A 22,189-nucleotide genomic window follows, 5' to 3' on the forward strand; every position below is an offset into this window, starting at 1 on the left:
TGTAGATCTCGCCGTGGGCGAAGTTGATCATGCCGATGATGCCGTAGACCATCGAATAGCCGATGGCGATCAACGCATAGATCGCACCCAGCGTCAGGCCGTTGACCAGCTGCTGGGCGAATTGAGGGAAGAATTCTGTCATGGAAGTCGCTTTAGTCGGCCGCAAGGGAATTCGATCACCGCAGCGATACAATCCGCCCCGTCCGGTACGCGGACGTGGCGGATTGACTGGCTGAGACGTCGATCAGTTCGCGGCGACGGTTTTGGTCGCGTTCTTATGCCACGTGTACACGACGAACTTGAACGCCTTCAGGTCCCCCTGTGCGTCATACGCTACCTTGCCGATCGGCGTGTCGAACGTCGTCTTGTGCATGTACGCGGCGACCTTCGTCGGGTCGGTCGTCTTCGCTCCGGCGATCGAGTCGGCGATGATCTTCACCGCTGCGTACGCCGGCATCTGGAACGGGCCGTTCGGGTCGCGCTTCTTGTCCGCGAACGCCTTCACGAGCGCCGCGTTGGCCGGATCGGCCGAGAAGTCGGCCGGCAGCGTGACGAGCATGCCTTCCGAGGCCGGGCCGGCGATCGCCGTCACGTCCTTGTTGCCCACGCCTTCAGGCCCCATGAACGTTGCCTTCACGCCCTGCTCGCGCGCCTGGCGCAGCAGCAGGCCCATTTCCGGGTGGTAGCCACCGAAGTAGACGAAGTCGACACCTTGCGACTTCAGCTTCGTGATGATCGCCGAGTAGTCCGAATCGCCGGCATTGATGCCTTCGAACAGCACGACCGGGATCTTCGCGGCTTCGAGGTCCTTCTTCACCGACGACGCGATGCCCTGGCCGTACGACTGCTTGTCGTGCAGCACGGCGACCTTTTTCGGCTTCACGTTGTTGATGATGAAGTGCGCGGCGGCCGGGCCTTGCTGGTCGTCACGGCCGATCGTGCGGAAGATGAAGTGGCGCTTCTTGCCTTCCGTCAGTTGCGGCGCGGTGGCCGACGGCGTGACCATCACGATGCCTTCGTTCTCGTAGATGTCGGACGCGGGGATCGTCGCCCCCGAGCAAAGATGACCGATCACATACTTGATCTTCTGGCTGACGATCTTGTTGGCGACGGCGACGGCCTGCTTCGGTTCACATCCGTCATCCATCATTACAGGTTCGAGCTTGTTGCCACCCGCGCCACCCAAAGCGTTGATCTGGTCGATCGCGGTCAGCACGCCGGCTTTCACCATATCGCCGTATTGGGCGACCGAACCGCTCATCGGACCAGCGATGGCGATCTTTACGGTTTCCGCTTGCGCGTATGGGGTGCACAGGGCCAGCGCAGTCGCAGTAGCAACAGAAGAGAAGGAGAAAAAGAACTTCATGATAGATTTAGAATGAAAGAGTGCGACTGGATGGCGAACACGTGCTCGCCGAAACCGTCGCAACAGTGGGGAATCTGGCGCTATTGCGCGTTGCACGAAACGCTCGTGCCGAGCGCGATCCGAACGATCTGTGGTCGCAGGACATGCACGGGCGTCGGTCACCCGCATCCCCACACGCGACCTCAGCATTGACCTGCGACGTCATCTCATCGGAACCGTTGCGGGTACCCAATGATGGCCACTTGGACGCAAACTTGTCGGATACCAGTCTCACGTAGCAGGCTGGTGCGATAGCCCGGACGCAGGCCCTATGCGCGACACAACGATGCACTCGAGAAAGCGTGTCAAATCACGATTCGACCGCAAACCGGTGCGCAGTTGCCTGGGATGGATCGACCATCACGTTACGTCCAACGGGGTAAATCCCTTCGCTTGCCGTAGTGACAATTCTCGGACCCAATCATTCTCATGAAGGGGCCCGGCATGCCGCGCGGTATGTCAACGCATCGTTCAGAACACGCGATCCAGCCAGTTGTGATGATCTGCCGCGCGACCGTTCTGAATGTCGAGCAATGCATTCTTGAGACGTGCGGTGACCGGGCCACCCGTGCCGTCCCCAATCGTGAACTCGTGGCTGCGCCCTTTTACCTTGCCGATCGACGTGACGACAGCCGCCGTTCCGCATGCAAACGCCTCCACGAGGCGCCCGCTCTTCGCGTCAGCCTGCCACTGGTCAATTGCATACGGCTCCTCGCGCACAGTGATACCGAGATCCCGGGCAAGCGTGATCAGTGACGCGCGCGTGATGCCCGGCAGGATCGTGCCGGTCAGCGGTGGCGTCTGGATCGAACCGTCGTCGAGCACGAAGAATACGTTCATACCACCGAGTTCCTCGACCCAGCGCCGCTCGACCGCGTCGAGGAATACCACTTGGTCACACCCTTGGCGAATGGCTTCTGCCTGCGCCGCCAGGCTTGCCGCATAGTTCCCGCCACATTTCGCATCGCCGGTGCCGCCCGGCGCAGCCCGCGTGTAGTTTTCGGACACCCAGAGCGTGACCGCCGCCGCGCCGGCCTTGAAGTATCCGCCGACCGGCGTCGCCACAACGCAGTACAGATATTCGGGCGACGGCTTCATGCCCAGAACGGCCTCGGTCGCAATCATGAACGGGCGAAGATACAGTGCAGAGCCTTCAGTCGACGGGATCCATTCCTTGTCGACGCGGACGAGTTCACGAACCGATTCGACGAACAGCGTCTCCGGCAGCAACGGCATTGCAAGTCGTTCGGCGGAATTGCGAAAGCGTCGGGCGTTCGCGTCGGGACGAAACAGCGTGGCACCGCCGTCAGGCAACCGATAGGCCTTCATGCCTTCGAAGATCTCTTGCGCGTAGTGAAGCACTAGGGTTGCCGGGTCCAGGCTGAACGGCCCACGCGGACCGATCTTGGCGTCGTGCCAGCCACGTTCCTCCGAATACCGGATCGTCGCCATGTGATCCGTAAACACCCGACCGAAACCGGGATTCTCGAGCAATGCAGCGCGCTGGTTGGCCGCGACCGGGCTGGGATTGCGTTCAAACTGGAATGTCTGCATACCGGTGGTGCTCATCTCTGTCCGCTCCTTCGTCTGCGGCGGGATGACCCCGCCATTAGTTTGAGCTGATACTCTATCCCAAAAAAAAGAGAATTTGGTTGCGTTTGTGCCTTATTATTGCTCATGTTTGGCATCAAATCATTCACAATCCGACAACTAGTGGCACCAGATGCCACTCACAATGACAAGATACCTCGATCATGGAAAATCTAGACGAAATCGATCGCAGCATTCTCCGTAAACTGCAGGAAGATGGACGTATTCAGAACGTCGAACTGGCCGAAGCAGTAGGATTGTCGCCATCACCCTGCTTACGACGTGTGCGCATTCTTGAGGAATCCGGTGTCATCGAGCGATATGTTGCGCTCCTCAACGCAAAGAAGGTCGGCGCTGGCTTGACGGTCTTTGTACGCATCTGGCTGACGAGTCAGGATGCCAAAACGGTCAACTACTTCACCACCGAAATAAAAAAGCATCCACAGATCGTCGAATGCCACCTGATGGCAGGCGATTGCGACTTCCTGCTTCGAGTCGTAGCAGCCGATCTTGATGCATATCGTCAACTTCAGATCGACCATCTGACACGCATCAAGGGGGTGCAGAGCGTGAAGACAGAGATCCCGATTCAGCAGATCAAACTTACTTCGTCGCTGCCGATCTGAATCCCTATCTTCCCGACGCACGCACGACGATGCGGAGAAGCACGCCCTTGCGACGGGATGGCAACCCGATGCATGGTGCGTGCCCCGCACATCGGTAGCCCCGCGCGTACCATGGAACGCATCCGCATATGGCGAGTTGCCTACCCTTTCAACCGGTCATAAACCGATCAACTGCGAGCAAAGCGACGCGCGGCCTCTTGATCGGCCGCCATGGAGGTCGGTATCGTGTCTTTCAAATAGTCGACCCACGTTCGAATCTTCGCGTCGACATATTGCCGTGACGGGTACATTGCGTATAACCCCATCTGTTGCGACTTGTACTCCGGGAGCACCCATGCCAGTTCCCCATTACACAGCCCGTCGATCGCCGAATAGATTGGAATCAAGCCGACACCAAGTCCTTCCCGGACGCACGCGGCCAGTGCCTCCGGTGTATTGACTTCGAGCATTGCCGGTCGAAGCCGAACAGACTTCTCGCCGTCGGGGCCATCGAAAGTCCAGGCGCTCATTGGAAACTCCGGCGTGTTCAGGTGAACGCAGCGGTGGTCCAATAGATCATCGGGATCTTGAGGGGTACCGTGGGCATCAAGATACACGGGCGATGCACACGCGATACTGAATGCCGTGCCGATTTTCTGCGAAATCAGCGTCGAATCGGATAATGCAACTGCAGCTACGATAGCCATATCGTAGCCCTCGTCAACCAGATCCAGCGAGCCTTGGGCGAGCGTCAGTTGAATCCTGACCTCCGGGAATCGATGCTGATAGCCGCCGATCGCCTTGATCAGGTAATGCTGTCCAAATCCGACCGGGGCGCGAACGCGGAGCTTTCCCGATGGGCGCGCATGTGCCCTCCCCGCCTCGGCCTCCGCCTGCTCGACATGCGCAAGAATTTGAACGCAGTGGTGAAAGTATCGCTCGCCGGCTTCGGTCAGCGCAACGCGACGCGTTGTTCTATTCAGAAGTCGCGTCCGAAGGCGCCGCTCAAGGTCGGAAATCGCGCGTGACGTATGAGCTGTCGTGAAATCCAGGCTCAGTGCCGCTGCAGTGAAACTCCCGGATTCGGCGACGCGTATGAATACGCGCATGTTTTGAAGAGTGTCCATGAAGACGTCCAAATACGGCTGGTCGCGATTGTTGCACATGGTGCAAAAGCGATAGTTGCAATTCACTCAAAAGCAGATTGCAAACGCAGAGATATATCGCGATACCTGCAAAAAATAAAATCTGTACACCTTGGGATACAGGCTCAACACGACCTCCGAACATCGGATGTCTGAGTTCAAATAATGGATGTCGTGAAATCGAAGCAACAAACGCGAACGCCCATGTGGCTAGCGATCGCGCGGGACTGGTTGCGTACAGATGGACCTACGTGGTTGTATATGACAAAGGTCTTGCTAGCCGCCTTTCTCTCACTCTTCGTTGCGATGCGGCTCGAACTTCCCCAGCCACGTACTGCGATGACCACCGTATTTATCGTCATGCAGGCACAAAGTGGAATGGTGTTCGCCAAGAGCTTCTATCGAATGTGTGGAACGACCGTTGGTCTGATCGTCACGCTCATTCTCGTCGGCCTACTTCCACAGCAACCCGAACCGTTCATCGCATGTCTGGCGCTGTGGATCGGAATCTGCACTGCCGGTGCGGCGCGAAACCGAAATTTTCGCTCGTACGGCTTCGTACTTGCGGGCTACACCGCTGCTCTCGTCGGCGTCCCAGCCGCACTATATCCCGAAGGCGCGTTCCTTTCCGCAATGACCCGCCTGGCGGAAGTGATGCTCGGCATTACATGTGCGGGGGCGGTCAGCGCGCTTGTTTTTCCGCAGACCATGGAGCCGGCGATACATGCGTCTGCCAGGACACGTTTCGTATCCTTTGTCGTCTACGTGCGCGCACTGATGGCTGGGCGCATGGACATCAAAGAGATCGAATCCGCGAACACCGGATTTATAGCGGATGCCATAGGTTTCGAATCATCCAGAAGCATGGTGTTTTTCGAAGGCCCTGATGCCCGGCGCGGTGCACACCGACTGGCCCGCCTCAACGCCGAATTCATGGCGGCCACCACACGCATCCAGGCGCTTCACCAACTGATGGAGCGACTGAGGAGCTCACAGTCCTTGTCAGTCGCCGCTGCACTGACGACCCGCTTTCACCACATTTCGGACTGTCTCGAACTTGGCGGCGCCTCGTTGGGAGATCGTGACGGTGCTGCTCGCATCGAGGAGCAACTTCGGTCGTACCAGGCAACATTGGCCGGCGACACGGAGGACGAACGAACACCTTTGGCAAACGAAACGGCAACATCGCTTCTCGATTTTGACACCGGCATCGAGCTCATTGACCGATTCATCGGAGACATGCGAGCGCTAGCAACTACCTTCGTGTCGGTACGAAGCGGTCATCGTCCTCGTGAAGTCTGGGACGGAAGCTTCGTTCCGGGAACGAGCTCTATTGCCGCGTGGGTAACCGGATTGCGTACAGTGTTCGTTGTAATTTTGCTCGGTGGATTCTGGATTGCCACCGGATGGCCAAGCGGCTCGACGTTCACGCTGGTCGGTGCAACCGTTTGTGCACTTGCATCATCCACCGGAAACCCCAGTCGTACTGCATATCAGATGGCTGTCGGCACTGTACTTGCCGTTATCGCGGCGATGATAGCGACGTTCGAAATCTACCCGAGAATCGATGGATTTCCGCTGTTATGCGTCGCCCTCGTGCCGTTTCTGCTGCCAGGTGTGTACATGTCGATTCGGCCAAAATGGGCAGGTTACGGAATCGGCTATTGCATATTCTTTTGCTTTCTCGCCGGCCCGGACAACCGAACGGTCTTCAGGCCGGAGGCCTTTCTCAACGACGCCGTAGCCATTGTTCTGTCAATGCTCGTCGCGTCGTTGTCGTACGCGCTGTTCGCCCCACCGACTGCCGGCTGGCTTCGCCGCGTGCTCCTTGTTGAACTACGACGACACGGTGCATCTGCGTGCCAAATCGAGAAACACAACAGTCTTACACGCGTTCGCTCGCGATTCGAAAGTGGCGCCCGCGACCTCACATTGCAGCTTCTTTCCCTGTCGACAAACAAACAGACCGAGCGAAAGGATACGCTGCGGTGGTTCTTCGCCGTTACCGAGATTGGTGTCGCGATGATCGATCTTCACGAAGTGCGGCAAGCATTAGGAGGTGGTGACCGTCCGCATGCTCCTTTACTCTCACGTGTGCTCGATGAAATGAAAAAGTCGATCAGCGAGCTCTTTTCTAATCCGAAACGAGCCAGGCTGGAACAGGCGATATCAGCGACCCGTGTAGCAACAGAAGCCATGCAGTCGGCCCTAGACGAAAAAGGTATTGAGCCGTACGCCGAGTCGTACCAGCAGTGCCTGCGACAGATCGTAAGCCAATTGCATCTCATTCGATCTGCGTTGCTCGACCCTCATTCGCCGCTGCGAGGATGAATAACGCGGACAACATCCGTCAACCTCACATGGAACACATCCCGTGAACTGGACCCTAAAAGCTGTGTTTTCGATCTCGATCTGCATGCCCACCATCGCATTCTGCCAAGCCGCAAACCAACCAACAAGGAATCAGGTCATAGAGGATTTAATACGGTATGAAGACGCCGGCTATCGACCCGGAGTGAGCACGGACGCCTTCTATCCCGCGGACTTTCAGGCGGCTGCCACGCAACTCAGCGTGCAACGTACGAGGGTACTCACCGGCAACTCGGAATCCGGGCGCCGAAGCGCATCGAGCAATCGCTGAACTAACTGCCGGTGAATGTTGTGCTGGTGACCTGGCCCGTTCACGCGATAATGGACGGGGACGCGCACGTCGAAGCATCGCGCGATCCCCATCAGGGTCATGTTGCCGTCAAAGCGGGCAGTCCGCACCGATGACCTTGCGCATCGTTCGATCGTCACGATATTGCACGTGCCAAGCCAGTGCCTCTTCGAGAACATGCGGCGTTTGTCCACCCATTGCTCCGGCACGCTTCACGTAGTCGCGTAGTGCATCCCGATACAGCGGATCAGCACACTTTTCGATAATTTGCGACGCACGCTCACGCGGCGCCAAGCCGCGCAGATCAGCAAGACCATGCTCCGTCACGATGATGTCGACATCGTGTTCGGTGTGGTCGACATGCGAAACCATCGGCACGATACTCGAGATGTCACCATCTTTCGCAATCGACTTTGTCACGAACACGGACAAGTGCGCGTTGCGGGCGAAATCGCCGGATCCACCAATGCCATTCATCATGTGCGTGCCGCCGACGTGCGTCGAGTTCACGTTTCCGTAGATGTCGCACTCCAGGGCGGTGTTGATGGCAATCACGCCAAGCCGCCGGATCACTTCGGGATGGTTGCTGATCTCTTGTGGCCTCAGGACCAAACGAGACCTGTATCGGTCGATCTCGGCCAGGAAGCGCCGCTGAACCGACTCCGACAGCGCTATCGCACATGCCGAGGCAAACCGCAGGCGTCCCGAGTCGAGCAAGGCGATCGTGCTGTCCTGCAGGATCTCGGAATACATCCGAAGATCGCTGAACGGAGAATCGACCATTTCGTTCAGTACAGAATTGGAAATCGTGCCGACACCTACCTGCAATGGCTGCAACGACGGTGCAAGACGGCCTGCACGAACTTCATGGACCAGAAATTCGTTGAGGTGCCGTGCGATATTCTGCGTGTCCTCGTCGGACGGAAGCAAGGTAGTGGGCGAATCATTGAGCTGGGTGAAAACAATCGCAGCAATTTTCTCCGGGTCGACCTGAATGAAGGGCAAACCAACGCGTTGCTCTGGCGCGATCAGTGGTATTGGAAGACGATGCGGACGATCAACCGGTACGTACACGTCGTGCAGGCCTTCTAGCTCCATCGGCATGTTCAGGTTGATCTCCACGATCACGTGCTTCGCCATCGCCGCGAAATCAGCCGACGCCCCTACCGATGTGGTCGGCACGATTCCGCCGCTTTCGGTAATCGCCGTTGCTTCGATAACAGCGACGTCCATGGGACCCATATACTTCCCGCGCAGCTGTTCGACCATTTCGGACAGATGCTGGTCGATATACATCACCGCTCCGGCATTGATCTTTCGACGCAGTGTGCCATCCGATTGGAAAGGCATTCGGCGGGTCGTAACATTCGCGTCTGCCAGCACCTTGTCGATATCGTGACCAAGTGAAGCGCTGGTAATGAGCGTCACCCGAGTCGCTTCGCTTGCGGCACGCTGTGCAAGAGCGAACGGCACGCGCTTGCAATCGCCTGCGTATCCAAAGCCGCTCATGCCGATGGTCATGCCATCTCTGATCAGTGCGGCTGCCTCTTCTGCTGTTGTTACCCGACTGCGTAATCGGTTGCAGCGAATCCTCTCCATCTCCATCGTCTCTCTCCTGAATCTGATTCCAAAGTCAGTACACTCCCGGGTGTCCGTCTGGTGAATTGGATCAAGGATCCCGAGATCGCTCAGCCACATTTTCTGCAGCTTCGATGACTGACCATATTCGTTCGTCATGCGATGCATTGGACGTCCGTAACCTGGCCCAATGATTCGCAAGAGCGTCATGATGGATCAGACCGCTTTCGCGTTCCATTTCGAATTTTGGAAAACTACGTGCAGCTTTTCGTAACAATCTACTTGCAGATCGACGTGTTCGTCAGCATCTGAAAATGATCGACCGAATCGAAAAAACGTCCTAACAATCCTGCACGGACGACTGGAGAGAAGTGAGAGTATCGGCAATCGCAAACAAGCCGATTCATGCAGATGATGCACGACGCTGCTCGATACCGATAAACGGCATCGAGCAGTGCGTCGCGTCTACGCCCGGAAAGTCTCGTCAGAAAGCGTCCTCGGCCATTTCCAGGGAGGCTTCGGCGCCATGAACGACCGTATGACTGTAGGATGCCGAGAGCGGTAATACATGTTCGGCGTAGAAGCGACTGGTCACGATCTTGCTCTCGAGGAAAGTCGCGTCTTCGGCGTTGTCTTGAAGAAGACGATGGGCCGCCAGGGCAGCGCGTCCCATCTGCCATCCGCACGCCACGGTGCCGAGCAGGTCGAGAAACGGCACGGATACAGCCAGCGCGCGCTTGGGTGTTTCAGCATAAGTGTCAGCCAGGTAATCAACAGCACGGGACAGCTCGCCGATGCCCCGGCCAAGCTGCAAACCGATTGCCCGGAGGTCGGCATGGCCCGCACTCTCCAGCGCGACTTGCGCTTCTTCCATCGTTCGAATCAGCGTCCGAATCGTCTCGGCACCGTCTCGACCGATCTTCCGCCCGACAAGATCCATCGCCTGGATTCCGGTCGTGCCTTCATAGATCGTCGTGATCCGCGCATCCCGCAAGAGTTGCGCTGCCCCCGTCTCCTCGATAAAGCCGGTTCCACCGTGAACCTGAATGCCCATCGAAGCGATATTCAGTCCGGCCTCGGTGAACCAGCCTTTCGCAATCGGCATCATCAGGTCGACGAACGCCTGATGCGAGCTCCGCTCGCCGCAATCCGGATGAGTTTCCGCCTTGTCCATGCTGGCCGCGATGACAAAGCTCAGGGCGCGCATCGCTTCGACACGCGCCTTCATGCTCATCAACATGCGTCGAACGTCCGGGTGCCGGATGATCGGTACCTTGATGGCGGACCCGGATCCGGTCTCGACGCCCTGCACGCGTTCTCGTGCGTAATCGCGTGCTAGCTGGTAAGCGCGTTCGCCCAGGCCGATCCCTTCGAGGCCGACCGCGAACCGTGCACCGTTCATCATGATGAACATGTTCTCGAGGCCGTGGTTTTCCTCTCCGACCAGATAACCCACAGCGCCCGCGTCGTCTCCGAATGCCAGGACGCAGGTCGGCGTCGCATGAAGGCCGAGCTTGCGCTCGAGCGACACGCATTTCACGTCGTTGAAGGCGCCCAGGGTACCGTCGTCGTTCACTAGACGCTTCGGGACGACGAACAGAGAGATCCCCCGGGTTCCGGCCGGCGCGCCATCCACGCGAGCGAGCACCAGATGGATCACATTCTCGGCAAGATCGTGATCGCCATACGTGATGAAGATCTTGGTGCCGGACAGCCGATAGGTGCCGTTCCCTGCCGGTCGAGCCGCCGTGCGCACGGCGGACAAGTCCGAACCCGCCTGGGGCTCGGTGAGCACCATCGTGCCGGTCCATTCGCCGGTTACCATGCGCGGCAGGAACGTCTCTTTCAATTGCGCCGACCCAACATGCTCGAGCACGTTGATCGCGCCGCGCGTGAGCATCGGCAGCAGCGCGAATGCCACGCTGGCACCGTTCCACATCTCGTCCACGGCAGCCGCCACGACGCGTGGAAGATGCTGGCCGCCGAGCGCAGCGGGAACCGATAGCCCGCTCCATCCGCCGCGGACGAACTGGGCGTACGCGTCCCTCCACCCTGCCGGCATCCTCGGACTACCGCCCTCGAGACGCGCGCCTTCGAGGTCGCCCGTCCGATTGATCGGTGAAATTACCTCGGCGGCGAACGCGCCGGCTTCTTCGAGAATGGCGTTTACGACGTCGGGCGTCGCGTCCTCGAATCCCGGAAGCGCTGCAATGCCGTGCAGGTCGGCAAGTTCCTGCAGGGCAAACTGAATGTCCTGAATCGGAGCCAAGTATTGGTTCATTGAGTGTCTCCTGAGAGCGACTTCGTCTGGTTTGCGCACCCGTCGTCGTGCGTCGTCCGGTTGAACCGGGATGCTCGTCCGTCGCCTGCACTCCATGCGTAACCGGTCCGGCGACGGCGCGGCACCGATCGATCTCGGCGGCGGCCGGACGGCGCCCGAACATGTCGGGACTGTCCGGCCGAACCCGGGCAGGATGCGCGGCTCGCACAGCGCATCAGGTGCCGGTGAAGGCGGGCTTGCGCTTTTCGAGGAACGCGTGCATGCCCTCGCTCGCGTCCGACGTCTGGGTGGCGGCGACGAACAAGTCGGCTTCGAGTCGCAAGCCATCTTCGAGCGACACCGTCAGTGCCTTCTCCACCGCCGTCTTGGCCAGGCGCAACGCGGCCGGGAAGCGGTTGCCGAGTCCATCGAGGAAACGCACGCCCAGCTCGACCGGATCGCCAGCATCAACCACCTGATTGACGAGGCCGATACGTTCCGCCTCCTCTGTGCCGATCAGTCGACCGCTCGCGATCATCTCGAGCGCGCGCGATTTGCCCACCAGCGCAGGCAGGCGCTGCGTACCCCCGTAGCCGGGAATAAGACCGAGCTTGATCTCCGGCAGACCGAACCGGGTGCCCGTCATCGCGATCCGGAACGTGCAGGCCATGGCCAGCTCAAGCCCGCCACCCAGTGCAACGCCCTGGATCACTGCGAGCGACGGAAAAGGCAGCTGGTCGAGCTTCGCGAACGTGTATTGGCCGATCCGCGCGGCGGAGCGATGCGTGCTTGAGCTTCGATCGAGCAATTCCTTGATGTCCGCGCCCGCGCAAAACGCCTTGCCGCCTGCCCCCTTGAACAGCAGCGCGCGCGGTGCCGACGTGGCCGCCTCGTCGATCAGTGCGCCGATCCGCTCGATCATGTCGGCGTTCAGCGCGTTCATCGCCTCCGGCCGGTTCAGCGTGATGACCGCGATATCGCCGTGATGCTCCAGTGTGACGCTCATGCTTCGGAGCCTTCGTCGGGTGCCGGGCGGAAGCGCGGCTTGCGCTTTTCCATGAATGCCGCGACGCCTTCGTGCGATTCGGGGGTGCCGTAGTACAGCGCCAGCGCCTGCATCCCGAGTCCGCCGATCCCGCGAATCGAATCGGAGTCGGCATTGAACGACCGCTTCGCAATCGCGATCGCTGTCGGGCTGAGCTGAAGAATTTCCTGGCACCAGCGGTCGACCTCGGCGTCCAGTTCGATCATCGGCACGACTGCATTGACGAGCCCCATCGCGAGCGCTTGTTGCGCGGTATAGCGGCGGCACAGGAACCAGATTTCGCGCGCCTTCTTCTCGCCGACGACGCGCGCCAGGAACGCCGTCCCGAAGCCGGGATCGACCGAGCCGACCTTCGGGCCGACCTGCCCCAGTTGGGCGGATTCGGCGGCGATCGCGAGGTCGCAGCACGTGACGAGTACGTTCCCGCCGCCGATCGCAAAGCCGTTCACGCGTGCGATCACGGGCTTCGGAACGTCGCGAATGACGCCCTGCAGTTCCTCGACCGGCAGGCCGATGATGCCGCGACCGTCATAGCCGCCGTCATGGGCCGACTGGTCGCCACCGGTACAGAACGCCTTCTCGCCCGCGCCGGTCAGGACGATCACGCCGATCGACTTGTCCCAGCCGGCGCGCTGGATCGCGTCGATGAGTTCGTCGCAGGTCTTGCCACGAAATGCGTTGTACTTGTCGGGGCGGTTGATCGTGATGCGGGCAACGCCCGCCTTGGCTTCGTACAGGATATCGGTATAGTCGCTCATTTTCGTATCACCCATGCATGGTCAAGCCACCGGAGACGGAAATGACCTGTCCGGTGATGAAATCGGCGTCATCGCTCGTGAGGAACGCGACGATGCCAGGGATGTCGGCGGGCTGGCCGAGACGCTTCAACGGAATCGCGCGCAGCAACCCGTCGTAGACTTTCTGACCGAATTCGCCTTCGCCCATGAACGAACGCAGGAGGGCCGTATCGGTCGGCCCCGGGCAGACGACGTTCACGCGCACGTTCTGGCGTGCGCACTCGCGCGCCACGGTCTTGCTGAAGGACGTAATGCCGCCCTTGCACGCCGAGTAGACCGATTCGCCGGACGACCCGACGCGGCCGGCATCCGATGCGATGTTGACGATCTTGCCGCCGCCCTGCTCCACCATGATCGGCAGCACGGCGTGATGGAGATTCAGCGGCCCCATCAGGTTGATCGAGACGACCTTGTTCCAGAAATCGGGGGTCGTTTCCAGGAATGGCATGGCAACGTCCCAGCCCGCGTTGTTCACGAGTGCGTCGATCCGCTTCAGATCGCCATGGACCTGCTTGATCGTGCGCACGACAGCGGCATGGTCGGTGATGTCCAGCGGCAGCAGTGTGAGACGTTCCGCGTGTTGCTCGAGTCCTTTCTTCAGATCGTCGAGGCCGGATTGGCTCAGATCCAGGCCGACGACATGAGCACCTTCCTCGCAGAAGCGCTGCACGAGGCTTTTCCCGATACCGCCTGCGGCGCCTGTAATGACGACGACTTTGTCTTTGAGACCGCGCATTTCCAATACTCCTTGGTTGATAGTCGTTACTCGGCGAATGCCATCCGGCCGATCAGCATGCGCAGAACCTCGTTGGTCCCTTCGCCGATCTGGAGCACCTTCGCGTCGCGAAACAGCTGTTCGACGGGATAGTCCTTGCTGTAGCCGTTGCCGCCGTAAATCTGGACTGCCTCCGATGCGGCCTGCATCGCAAGGTCTGACGCGAATACCTTGAGAATCGCCGACTCCTTCCGATGATTCGTGCCGCCGTCGGCCATCGTGGCGACCTGCTGCAACAGCAGCCGAGCGGCCTGGATGCCGATTGCCATGTCGGCGACCTTGAACTGGACGCCCTGGAAGCTCGCGATGGGCGCACCGAACGCTTTGCGCTGCTTTGCATGCGCCTTCGCGTACCGATACGCGGCCTCGGCCGTGCCGATGGCGACTGCCGAGATGCAGATCCGCGCGATATCGAGGCCCTGCATCGCGATCAGGAATCCGGCGCCCTCCTTCCCGAGCAGGCAGCTTTCGTGAATCCTGCAGTTTTCGAGCGATAGTTCGGAGGAGACCGAGCCGCCGCGCAGGCCCATCTTGTTTTCGCTTCGGGTGACCGTGAATCCGGGCGTGCCGGTCTCGACGAGGAAGGCGGAGATGCCTTTGTCTCCTGCGGACGGGTCAGTCTTCGCCATCACGATGACGACACCGGCAACCGCCGAATTGGTGCACCAAGTCTTGGTGCCGTTCAGGACGTAGGTATCGCCGTCCTTCTCGGCCGTCGTCTGGATACTGGCGGCATCCGAGCCACCAGATGGCTCGGTCAGGGCGAACGCGCACAGCATGTCGCGCGCCGCTCTCGGAAGATATTTGCGCTTCTGTTCTTCCGAACCGAAATGCAGGATCGTCTCGGCCGATAGCCAGTGCGCATCGAGCGTGAATCCGACACTCGCGTTGGCTGCCGAGATTTCGACCAGTGCAAACGCAGCCGACACCATGTCGGCGCCCTTGCCGCCATACTCGGCCGGCAGGGACAACCCGAAGTAATCGCTTTCGCCGATCTTCCTGAATAGCTCGGCGGGGAAGACATCGGACGTGTCCATCTCGCGGGAGAGCGGCGCGATTTCGCGTTCGGCGAAAGACCGTGCTGCAGCCTGCCACGCCGATTGCTGTTGATTCAGATGCATGCTCCTATCCTTGATCGTCAAGTGATGAACCGGGTCCCGACACGACATTCGCGAACCCAAGCCTATGCATCGCGCTTCACATCTGCCGCGCGGCGATGATTTCCGCGGCATGCTTGCGAAGCGCGAATTTCTGGATCTTCCCAGTAGCAGTCCTAACGATTGGTTCGAAAATCACATGCTTGGGTGTCTTGAAGCCGGGGAGCTTCGCCCGACAGAACCGGATGACGTCGTCCTGCGTAACCAGACCCGCGTGATCGGGGTGCAATTCGAGAATCGCGCACGGTACTTCACCCCATTTCTCGTCGGGAACAGCCACAACGGCGACGCCGATTACCGCCGGGTGCGTGCACAGCACCTCTTCGACCTCGATGGACGACACGTTTTCTCCGCCGGAAATGATGACGTCCTTCGAGCGATCCTTGATCTCGATGTAGCCGTCCGCGTGCCGCACCGCGAGATCCCCGGTTCGGTACCATCCGCCCGAGAAGGCCTCCCGCGTCGCCTCGGCGTTCTTCAGATAGCCCTTCATGCCAAGATTGCCGCGGAACATGACTTCGCCCATCGTCTTCCCGTCGGACCGAACCGGCTCGCAAGTCTCCGGGTCGGCGACGATCAGCTCGCCCGCGACTGCGGTGCGGACACCCTGACGCCCCATCCGGGCAAGTCGCTCGTCCTGCGGCAAGTCACTCCACTCGTCTTGCGATACGCATACTGTGTTGACCCCATGCTGCTCGGTCATGCCGTACACATGGATCACCTTGAAGCCGAGCGCTTCCGTCTGCTTGATGACGCCGACGGGCGGTGATGCGCCGGCGCAAACGACCGAAATGGGTGCGTCAGGATGGGTCCAGTCGGCCGGTTTGCCCGCCACCAGCGCGCTCAGCACAGCCGGGGCCCCGCAAAAGTGCGTGACGCCGTGCCGCTCGAGCGCGTCGTAGATGTCCTCGACCACGACCTTGCGCAGGCAAACGTGCGTGCCGCCGACTGCTGCCAGTGCCCATGCATAGCACCAGCCGTTGCAGTGAAAGAGCGGCAGCGTCCAGAGATACACGGGCGTGCCGACGTTCAGTCCGGCATAGATCACCGCGCTGAGTGCATTCAAATATGCGCCTCGATGGTGATACACGACGCCTTTCGGATTGCCGGTCGTACCCGACGTGTAGTTCAGCGCGATCGCATCCCACTCGTCGTCCGGATAGAGGACTTGCGCATCACGGGGAGCCTGCGCCAGAAAGGATTCGTATTCGATTGCGCCGACCGGCACTGTATCGGGGACATCGTCGTCGCGAATATCGATGACGTCGATATGCATACCGGCGAGTGCAATGGCTTCACGGGCGACGTCCGCGAATGGCTGGTCCACGAACAGCAAACGCGTTTCGGAATGCTGCAGGATGAACGCAATGCCGGCGGCATCGAGCCGTATGTTGATGCAATTGAGTACGCCTCCGGACATCGGCACGCCGAACTGAGCTTCTACCATGGCCGGCACGTTCGTTGCGAGGATCGAGACCGTATCGCCGCGCTGGATCCCGGCGCCGATCAGGCCACGGGCGAGACTCCGACAGCGTTGCGCATATTCGCGCCACGTGTAGCGCTGGTTCTTGTGGATGACGGCGGTGCGATCGGGATAGACGTCAGCCGCACGGTCGAGCAAGGCGATGGGCGTCATCGCCTGATAGTTGGCCGGATTCCTGTCCAGTCCCACGTCGAACTTGTTGCTCATGTCTCGCTCTCTTGGTCTCGTCACAAAGAAGCTGCCGGCCGCGTGGCCATCGTCGATCGCGCGCGGCGTATTTGGTCCGGCGGCGACGTCTGAGCCGCGGATCAGGTCCAACTTCACTGCCCTCGGCCGTAGCGCATCGACACGATCCAGTCAGCAGTGAGCAGCGACGATTACATAGTCCTCCACCAACCCATATGTGTCAAGTACTTGATATGTATTTTGACGGATCATCGGTTTCTATTGGCTGTTGCGCCGCACAATCGCTCAAATCAATGACAGGTATATGTCGCTTATGGCGACATCGACTTCCTCGCGCGGCGCGACAGAGTCGGCGCAGCGACGCGCCAGAATCGAGGCGGGAAAGGGGAAGTGACGCGCCTGCGATTGCCGCAAGTCCGGTGTGGGCAGCGGGAATGCGAACGGTGCTCCCACGAATTCCGGACAGGCACGTCGAACAGGGATGCGTACGACGATTTCGCAAGGGTTCTCGTGTCTCGAATGTCGGACCGTCATGGCTGGGGTCGAACAATCGGTCGCTGCCGCCGTGGGCCGTGCGTCGGGGCGCACCGTTGTGGCGACCGGCACACTCGGGTGCCCCGGGTGGTCAGTGTGCGGGCGTGCCCTGCACGACCGCCCGGTCGGCAATGAATCGTTCGATTTCGCGATCGTCGTAACCCAGTTGCCGCAGAACGCTGCGACTGTGCTCACCCAGATCAGGCGCCCTGCGCGGCGCAACCTTCTTCACACCTGCGATCTGCAACGGACTGCTGACGGTGTGAGTGGCGTCGCCGAGCGGGTCCACCAGCGGCACGAAGATATCGTTCGCATACATCTGCTCGTCGTCGACGATCTCCTCCATGTTCTGCGCAACACCATAGACCACACGACATTCGTCGAAGAGCGCCTTCCAGTACGCGAGCGGATGCCGGGCGAATGCGTGGTCGAGCAGGCCAACCAGAATGCCGGCATTTTTTGCGCGCACGTTGCTGTCGGCGAATCGCGCATCCGTCAACAGGGACGACAACTGCATGGCCTGCGCGAACCCCTGCCAGTCCTTCTCCTGCAACAGGATGAGCATCAACCAGCGACCGTCAGACGTCCGGTACGGATTGAACAATGCGTTTTGCGGCGCCTCGCGGGTCAGCGCGCGATCGAACCGGGCGCCGCTCAACCCACCCTCGATCCACATCGCGGACGCCCACGCACCCTGGGCGATCAGCGACGTCGTGACGTGGCTGCCCTTGCCGGTCTTTTCGCGTCGATACAGGCCCGTCACGATCGCCGAGTACAGCGTGCACGCGGTCGCATGATCGCCGATGCCTGGAACCGGAACGGCAGGCGGACTGTTCCCGTCCCGGGTGATGTCCATCAACCCGGAGCGAGCCCAGTACGCGGTGACGTCGAATCCGGGTTTGTTGGCTTCCGGTCCGCTCGCGCCGTATCCGGTGATATCGGCGTAGACGAGCCGCTCATTCAGTGCGGAGAGCGCCTCATACGTGAGGCCGAGCTTCTCCTTGACGCTCGGGGGAAAGTTCACGACGACGACATCCGCCCACTTGATCAGCCGGCTCACCACGTCTCGCGCATCCGGCGACTTGAGATCTAGCGCTAGGCTTTGCTTATTGCGATTGGTCAGTTGCCACGGATAGTTGTATTCGCTCGCCGGATTGGGCGGCGCCTTATAGAAATGGCGATAGGGGTCGCCCGCGCCGGGCGGTTCGATCTTGACGACGGTCGCGCCGAAATCGGAAAGGATGGTCGTGGCAGCAGGGCCCGCGACGTAGCTTGCAAAGTCGATGACTTTCAGCGTCGAAAAGATGCTTTCTGTGGCTTCCATGGCAGGTATGAACGCAATCGATGATGGATGGCCGTGCGATCCGGGCCGCGTGGATGGTTGAGTGGAGTCGCCGGGATCGCCGGACCGGCCGTGCCGCTCCGGTTCGCCATGCGCACCACCACCGTCTGCCTGGGATGCTAGTCACGCATGAAATATACGTCACGTACATTACATTTATAAGATCTTAGAGCTATGCCGATCCCGAATTAAACGTTGGAAATATCCGAGTAAACCTCATCGCTCGATACGAATACATGTCATGATCATGTTATTGTTGCTGTAAGTACGCTAGAATGCGGCAACGGTGGGCGGACACTTGGCCGCCGGGCGAACTGCTCGGGTCGAGCACCAATGCTGCCGGTCGCCTGGCGTGTCACGGGTTGCTTCGCAACAGTGACGCGCGCGACGTCGGCCACGGTGCACCAACAGGCCGCAACCGCCCCTGTCCCGGTCTTAGCAAATGCAGTGCCTTCCAAGGAATCGACCATGCTTGATGCTTACCTTTACGCTGGACTCCGCACGCCATTCGGCCGCGTTGCTGGCGCGCTCGCCCCAGTTCGCCCCGACGATCTTGTCGCGACGGTCATCCGCCACGTCCTCGAGCACAGTCCGTTTCGTGCTGACCAAGTGGAAGACGTGGTGCTGGGTTGTGCATGTCAGGCCGGGGAGGACAGCCGCAACGTGGCTCGCCACGCCGCGCTGCTGGCAGGCTTACCACCGAGTACGCCCGGCCAAACCGTCAATCGCCTGTGTGCGAGCGGCCTCGCCGCGGTCCTCGACACGGCGCGCGCGATCACGTCCGGAGAAGGCGAGCTTTATGTCACGGGCGGCGTCGAGAGCATGAGTCGCGCACCGTTTGTCATTGCCAAGAGCGAGGCGGCCTTTGGTCGCGAATTCAAGGTCTACGATTCCGCGATCGGCGCACGTTTCCCGAATCCGCTGATCGAGCGTCAGTTCGGTGCCGACACGATGCCGCAGACCGCCGACAACGTGGCGAGCGAGCTCGGCCTGACGCGCGAGGACAGCGACCGCTTTGCGGCAGCGTCGCAGGCGAAGTTCGCCGCAGCCCAGGCATCGGGCTTCCTCGCGGGTGAAATCCTTCCGGTCTCCGTGCCCACCGGCAAGAAGACGCCGCCGAAAGTGATCGACATCGATGAACACCCGCGTGCCGACACAACGGTGGAAACGCTCGGGACGCTGCGCGCGCTGCAAGCCGGCGGCGTCACGACCGCGGGTAATGCATCGGGGGTCAACGACGGCGCTGTCGCGTTGCTCGTCGGCAATCGTGCGATCGGGGAGACTGCGGGCATCGAGCCGATGGCACGGATCCTTGCCGGCGCCGCGGTCGGCGTCGAGCCGCGCGTCATGGGGATCGGCCCAGCCTACGCAATCCCGAAGGCCCTGGAACGCGCCGGCCTGACGCTGGGCGATGTGGACGTCATCGAGATCAACGAAGCATTCGCTGCGCAAGTCCTCGGCTGCCTGAAGCTGCTGAACGTGGCATTCGACGATCCGCGCGTCAACCCGAATGGCGGCGCGATTGCGGTCGGTCATCCGCTGGGCGCGTCGGGCGCACGGATCCTGCTCAACGCAGCGCGCGAACTCGAGCGACGCGGCGGGCGGTACGCGGTCGTGAGCCTGTGCATCGGCATGGGACAAGGGCTGGCCGTCGTCATCGAGCGCGTGTAACACCGGACTAATCGGCGGGGCGGCACCGGTGCGATCGGATGTTGCTGCCGCTCACGGTCGTGACGCCGCGCGTCCCTGCCGCCCCATCGACCATCTGGCGCAATCGGTCCCGCGCAGCGATTGCTCCATTTCCGGTGACACCCGCAACAAGACCTCGTCGGTATCATTCGATCCCGTCTTTTCCAAGAGCTCACCATGCATGACCCGCTCCGATCCCGGTCATCCCGAACCCGCCCCCGGCGAATCGTCCTGCCGCTCATTGCGATCGCCGCGATCGGCGGGGCCTTGACGGCAGCGTGGGCCTGGTCCGCCGGATGGATCGGCAATCAAATCACGGCTGCACGCTTTACCGACGTCATGGAGCAGACTAACGGGAAGGTGTATGCCGGCTTCCGGCGTGCGCACAGCAAGGGCGTGTGCGTGACCGGCCGCTTCCATCCTGCATCCGCGGTAACGGCACTGTCATCGGCTCGCGTGTTCCGGCAAGCCGATGTCCCGGTACTCGGACGTCTTTCGATTGCCGGCGCCGATCCGCACGCGCCCGACGCCGCCCAGCGCATCCGAAGCCTGGCCTTGCTGCTGCGGACCGACGACGGACAGCAATGGCGCATGGCGATGAACAGCTTCCCGTTTTTCCCGGTATCCACGCCGCAAGGATTCTACGAACAGCGGCTCGCAGCGGCGCCGGATCCGGCGACCGGCAAACCCGATCCGGCAAAGCTAAGCGCCTTCTACGCGGCACATCCGGAAGCGCGCCGTTACGACGCATGGGCGAAATCGGCTCCTTGGCCGAGTAGCTGGGCCAACACGCAGTTCAACGGTGTCGATGCGTTCCGCTTCGTGGCGACCGACGGGACGCGACACACCGTTCGCTGGTCAATGCGACCGCAGGCGCCATTCGTGGCGATGACTGCCGAGCAGCGTGCGCAAGTCGATGGCGATTACCTGAGCGAGGAATTCGCGCGCCGCCTGACACTCGGCCCCGTGCGCTGGGATCTCGTGGTCACACTGGCCGCTCCCGGCGACCCTGTCGACGACCCATCGCGCCCATGGCCGGAAGAGCGCGCACAGGTGATTGCCGGAACACTGGAACTGGACAGGCTCACGCCGCAGGCAACAGGGGCATGCCGCGACGTCAACTACGATCCGCTGGTCCTTCCGCACGGAATCGAACCCTCCGACGATCCGGTCCTGGCGGCACGTTCTGCCGTCTACGCCCAATCCTACAACCGCCGCGAACGCGAGATTGCTCGCGGGCAGGCATCCGACGCCACCGGACTGGAAGCTCGCCGATGAACCGCCCCATCCATTTCAACCGACTCGCCCGCCTGTTGCACTGGTCGATGGCGGCACTGATCGTCGCCATGCTGTTCATTGGCGTTGCCATGGTCGCGTCGCTATCGCTGCGCCCTTGGCTGCTCGATCTGCATCGTCCGTTGGGCATCGCAATCGGTGCGCTGGCGCTCGTGCGCATCGCAAACCGTCTGTCCGGCCGATCGCCGGCACTACCTGCCGATCTGCCGCGATGGCAGATCGCAGCAGCTCACGGGTCTCACCTGCTGCTTTACACGTTGATGATCGGTCTGCCACTGCTCGGCTGGGCCATGCTTTCGGCTGGCGACTTTCCCGTAACGCTCTACGGTAACGTCCGTCTTCCCGCGATTCTGCCGACGAGTCCGATTGCCTATGCTCGGTTGCATTTGGCTCACGTATGGCTCGCCTTCTTGCTGTTCGCGACCGTGATCGCGCATCTATGCGCAGCACTGCACCACGCATGGGTACGCCGGGATGGCGTGTTTTCTTCGATGGCCAGTGGTCCCGTGCGTTGATCGCGAGACGCTCGCCGGCCCACCACTGATTGGGTCCCGAAAAGACCGGGTGACGGTCTGGTGCAGGTATTTATCGTTATCGGGGAATCGACGAGACTGTCAGTACGTTAAACACCCGGCACTGAATG

The 22,189-nt window shown here is 60.7% G+C and carries 16 protein-coding genes and 1 pseudogene; 5 read left to right on the forward strand and 12 right to left on the reverse strand.

All coding sequences use genetic code 11. The features are described from left to right. The 3 genes and pseudogenes from G3O06_RS10545 to G3O06_RS10555 form a co-directional block, all read right to left on the reverse strand. A pseudogene (locus tag G3O06_RS10545) lies at window positions 1-142 on the reverse strand (branched-chain amino acid ABC transporter permease LivH); the annotation flags it as partial. 102 nt (window positions 143-244) lie between these two features. After that, window positions 245-1,366, reverse strand: a complete 1,122-nt coding sequence (locus G3O06_RS10550; RefSeq protein WP_205815961.1) for a branched-chain amino acid ABC transporter substrate-binding protein — start codon at window positions 1,364-1,366, stop codon at window positions 245-247. Window positions 1,367-1,876: 510 nt separating this feature from the next. After that, on the reverse strand, window positions 1,877-2,974 hold the full coding sequence (locus G3O06_RS10555) for a branched-chain amino acid aminotransferase (protein WP_043187489.1): 1,098 nt from the start codon (window positions 2,972-2,974) through the stop codon (window positions 1,877-1,879). A gap of 185 nt (window positions 2,975-3,159) precedes the next feature. Between G3O06_RS10555 and G3O06_RS10560 the strand changes: the two genes are divergently transcribed. Then, complete coding sequence (locus G3O06_RS10560; protein ID WP_043187487.1) at window positions 3,160-3,621, forward strand: Lrp/AsnC family transcriptional regulator; 462 nt, start codon at window positions 3,160-3,162, stop codon at window positions 3,619-3,621. Between the two features lie 167 nt (window positions 3,622-3,788). On the opposite strand, the gene G3O06_RS10565 is transcribed toward G3O06_RS10560, so the two are convergent. Beyond that, window positions 3,789-4,727, reverse strand: coding sequence for a substrate binding domain-containing protein (locus tag G3O06_RS10565; protein WP_205815962.1), 939 nt, complete (start codon window positions 4,725-4,727; stop codon window positions 3,789-3,791). Window positions 4,728-5,006: 279 nt separating this feature from the next. Here G3O06_RS10565 and G3O06_RS10570 point away from each other — a divergent pair, with 279 nt between their 5' ends. Next, a complete protein-coding gene (locus tag G3O06_RS10570) occupies window positions 5,007-7,076 on the forward strand; it encodes an FUSC family protein (protein WP_241019745.1) in 2,070 nt (689 codons plus the stop codon). 418 nt (window positions 7,077-7,494) lie between these two features. On the opposite strand, the gene G3O06_RS10580 is transcribed toward G3O06_RS10570, so the two are convergent. From G3O06_RS10580 to G3O06_RS10615, 8 genes are all read right to left on the reverse strand, one after another. Beyond that, window positions 7,495-9,009, reverse strand: a complete 1,515-nt coding sequence (locus G3O06_RS10580) for an acetyl-CoA hydrolase/transferase family protein (protein WP_205816014.1) — start codon at window positions 9,007-9,009, stop codon at window positions 7,495-7,497. Between the two features lie 457 nt (window positions 9,010-9,466). Further along, window positions 9,467-11,263 (reverse strand): acyl-CoA dehydrogenase, encoded by a 1,797-nt coding sequence (locus tag G3O06_RS10585; RefSeq protein WP_043187485.1) that lies wholly within the window; start codon window positions 11,261-11,263, stop codon window positions 9,467-9,469. Between the two features lie 214 nt (window positions 11,264-11,477). Beyond that, on the reverse strand, window positions 11,478-12,248 hold the full coding sequence (locus G3O06_RS10590) for an enoyl-CoA hydratase-related protein (protein ID WP_205815964.1): 771 nt from the start codon (window positions 12,246-12,248) through the stop codon (window positions 11,478-11,480). Then, the gene (locus tag G3O06_RS10595; protein WP_205815965.1) at window positions 12,245-13,045 is read right to left on the reverse strand and encodes an enoyl-CoA hydratase-related protein; all 801 of its coding nucleotides are present in this window, start codon (window positions 13,043-13,045) and stop codon (window positions 12,245-12,247) included. The genes G3O06_RS10590 and G3O06_RS10595 overlap by 4 nt, the downstream gene beginning before the upstream one ends. Before the next feature lie 7 nt (window positions 13,046-13,052). Continuing rightward, window positions 13,053-13,820: an SDR family oxidoreductase gene (locus G3O06_RS10600; RefSeq protein ID WP_175856166.1), complete on the reverse strand. Its 768-nt coding sequence runs from the start codon at window positions 13,818-13,820 to the stop codon at window positions 13,053-13,055. Window positions 13,821-13,846: 26 nt separating this feature from the next. Next, entirely contained in the window at window positions 13,847-15,091 is a 1,245-nt protein-coding gene (locus tag G3O06_RS10605) for an acyl-CoA dehydrogenase family protein (protein ID WP_205815966.1), read from the reverse strand. Then, complete coding sequence (locus tag G3O06_RS10610) at window positions 15,057-16,706, reverse strand: AMP-binding protein (RefSeq protein WP_205815967.1); 1,650 nt, start codon at window positions 16,704-16,706, stop codon at window positions 15,057-15,059. The genes G3O06_RS10605 and G3O06_RS10610 overlap by 35 nt, the downstream gene beginning before the upstream one ends. Before the next feature lie 604 nt (window positions 16,707-17,310). Next, entirely contained in the window at window positions 17,311-18,543 is a 1,233-nt protein-coding gene (locus G3O06_RS10615) for a CoA transferase (protein WP_205815968.1), read from the reverse strand. A 486-nt stretch (window positions 18,544-19,029) separates the two neighbouring features. Between G3O06_RS10615 and G3O06_RS10620 the strand changes: the two genes are divergently transcribed. From G3O06_RS10620 to G3O06_RS10630, 3 genes are all read left to right on the forward strand, one after another. Continuing rightward, window positions 19,030-20,232, forward strand: coding sequence for a 3-oxoadipyl-CoA thiolase (locus tag G3O06_RS10620; protein WP_205815969.1), 1,203 nt, complete (start codon window positions 19,030-19,032; stop codon window positions 20,230-20,232). Window positions 20,233-20,427: 195 nt separating this feature from the next. After that, a complete protein-coding gene (locus G3O06_RS10625) occupies window positions 20,428-21,528 on the forward strand; it encodes a catalase family peroxidase (protein WP_205815970.1) in 1,101 nt (366 codons plus the stop codon). Further along, window positions 21,525-22,061: a cytochrome b gene (locus tag G3O06_RS10630; RefSeq protein WP_043186898.1), complete on the forward strand. Its 537-nt coding sequence runs from the start codon at window positions 21,525-21,527 to the stop codon at window positions 22,059-22,061. Before G3O06_RS10625 ends, G3O06_RS10630 begins: the two co-directional genes overlap by 4 nt. The last annotated feature ends 128 nt before the right edge of the window (window positions 22,062-22,189 follow it).

This window comes from Burkholderia sp. Ac-20345 (assembly GCF_017104825.1).
GTDB classification, from domain to species: Bacteria; Pseudomonadota; Gammaproteobacteria; order Burkholderiales; family Burkholderiaceae; genus Burkholderia; species Burkholderia lata_B.

What these genes read in the sequence shown, in the direction of transcription:
- G3O06_RS10630 (WP_043186898.1), top strand. Translation starts at nt 21,525, where the DNA reads ATGAACCGCCCCATCCATTTCAACCGACTCGCCCGCCTGTTGCACTGG.
- G3O06_RS10590 (WP_205815964.1), bottom strand. Translation starts at nt 12,248, where the DNA reads ATGAGCGTCACACTGGAGCATCACGGCGATATCGCGGTCATCACGCTG.
- G3O06_RS10565 (WP_205815962.1), bottom strand. Translation starts at nt 4,727, where the DNA reads ATGGACACTCTTCAAAACATGCGCGTATTCATACGCGTCGCCGAATCC.
- G3O06_RS10620 (WP_205815969.1), top strand. Translation starts at nt 19,030, where the DNA reads ATGCTTGATGCTTACCTTTACGCTGGACTCCGCACGCCATTCGGCCGC.
- G3O06_RS10555 (WP_043187489.1), bottom strand. Translation starts at nt 2,974, where the DNA reads ATGAGCACCACCGGTATGCAGACATTCCAGTTTGAACGCAATCCCAGC.
- G3O06_RS10605 (WP_205815966.1), bottom strand. Translation starts at nt 15,091, where the DNA reads ATGCCGCGGAAATCATCGCCGCGCGGCAGATGTGAAGCGCGATGCATA.
- G3O06_RS10610 (WP_205815967.1), bottom strand. Translation starts at nt 16,706, where the DNA reads ATGAGCAACAAGTTCGACGTGGGACTGGACAGGAATCCGGCCAACTAT.
- G3O06_RS10560 (WP_043187487.1), top strand. Translation starts at nt 3,160, where the DNA reads ATGGAAAATCTAGACGAAATCGATCGCAGCATTCTCCGTAAACTGCAG.
- G3O06_RS10550 (WP_205815961.1), bottom strand. Translation starts at nt 1,366, where the DNA reads ATGAAGTTCTTTTTCTCCTTCTCTTCTGTTGCTACTGCGACTGCGCTG.
- G3O06_RS10580 (WP_205816014.1), bottom strand. Translation starts at nt 9,009, where the DNA reads ATGGAGATGGAGAGGATTCGCTGCAACCGATTACGCAGTCGGGTAACA.
- G3O06_RS10600 (WP_175856166.1), bottom strand. Translation starts at nt 13,820, where the DNA reads ATGCGCGGTCTCAAAGACAAAGTCGTCGTCATTACAGGCGCCGCAGGC.
- G3O06_RS10595 (WP_205815965.1), bottom strand. Translation starts at nt 13,045, where the DNA reads ATGAGCGACTATACCGATATCCTGTACGAAGCCAAGGCGGGCGTTGCC.
- G3O06_RS10615 (WP_205815968.1), bottom strand. Translation starts at nt 18,543, where the DNA reads ATGGAAGCCACAGAAAGCATCTTTTCGACGCTGAAAGTCATCGACTTT.
- G3O06_RS10585 (WP_043187485.1), bottom strand. Translation starts at nt 11,263, where the DNA reads ATGAACCAATACTTGGCTCCGATTCAGGACATTCAGTTTGCCCTGCAG.
- G3O06_RS10625 (WP_205815970.1), top strand. Translation starts at nt 20,428, where the DNA reads ATGCATGACCCGCTCCGATCCCGGTCATCCCGAACCCGCCCCCGGCGA.
- G3O06_RS10570 (WP_241019745.1), top strand. Translation starts at nt 5,007, where the DNA reads ATGACAAAGGTCTTGCTAGCCGCCTTTCTCTCACTCTTCGTTGCGATG.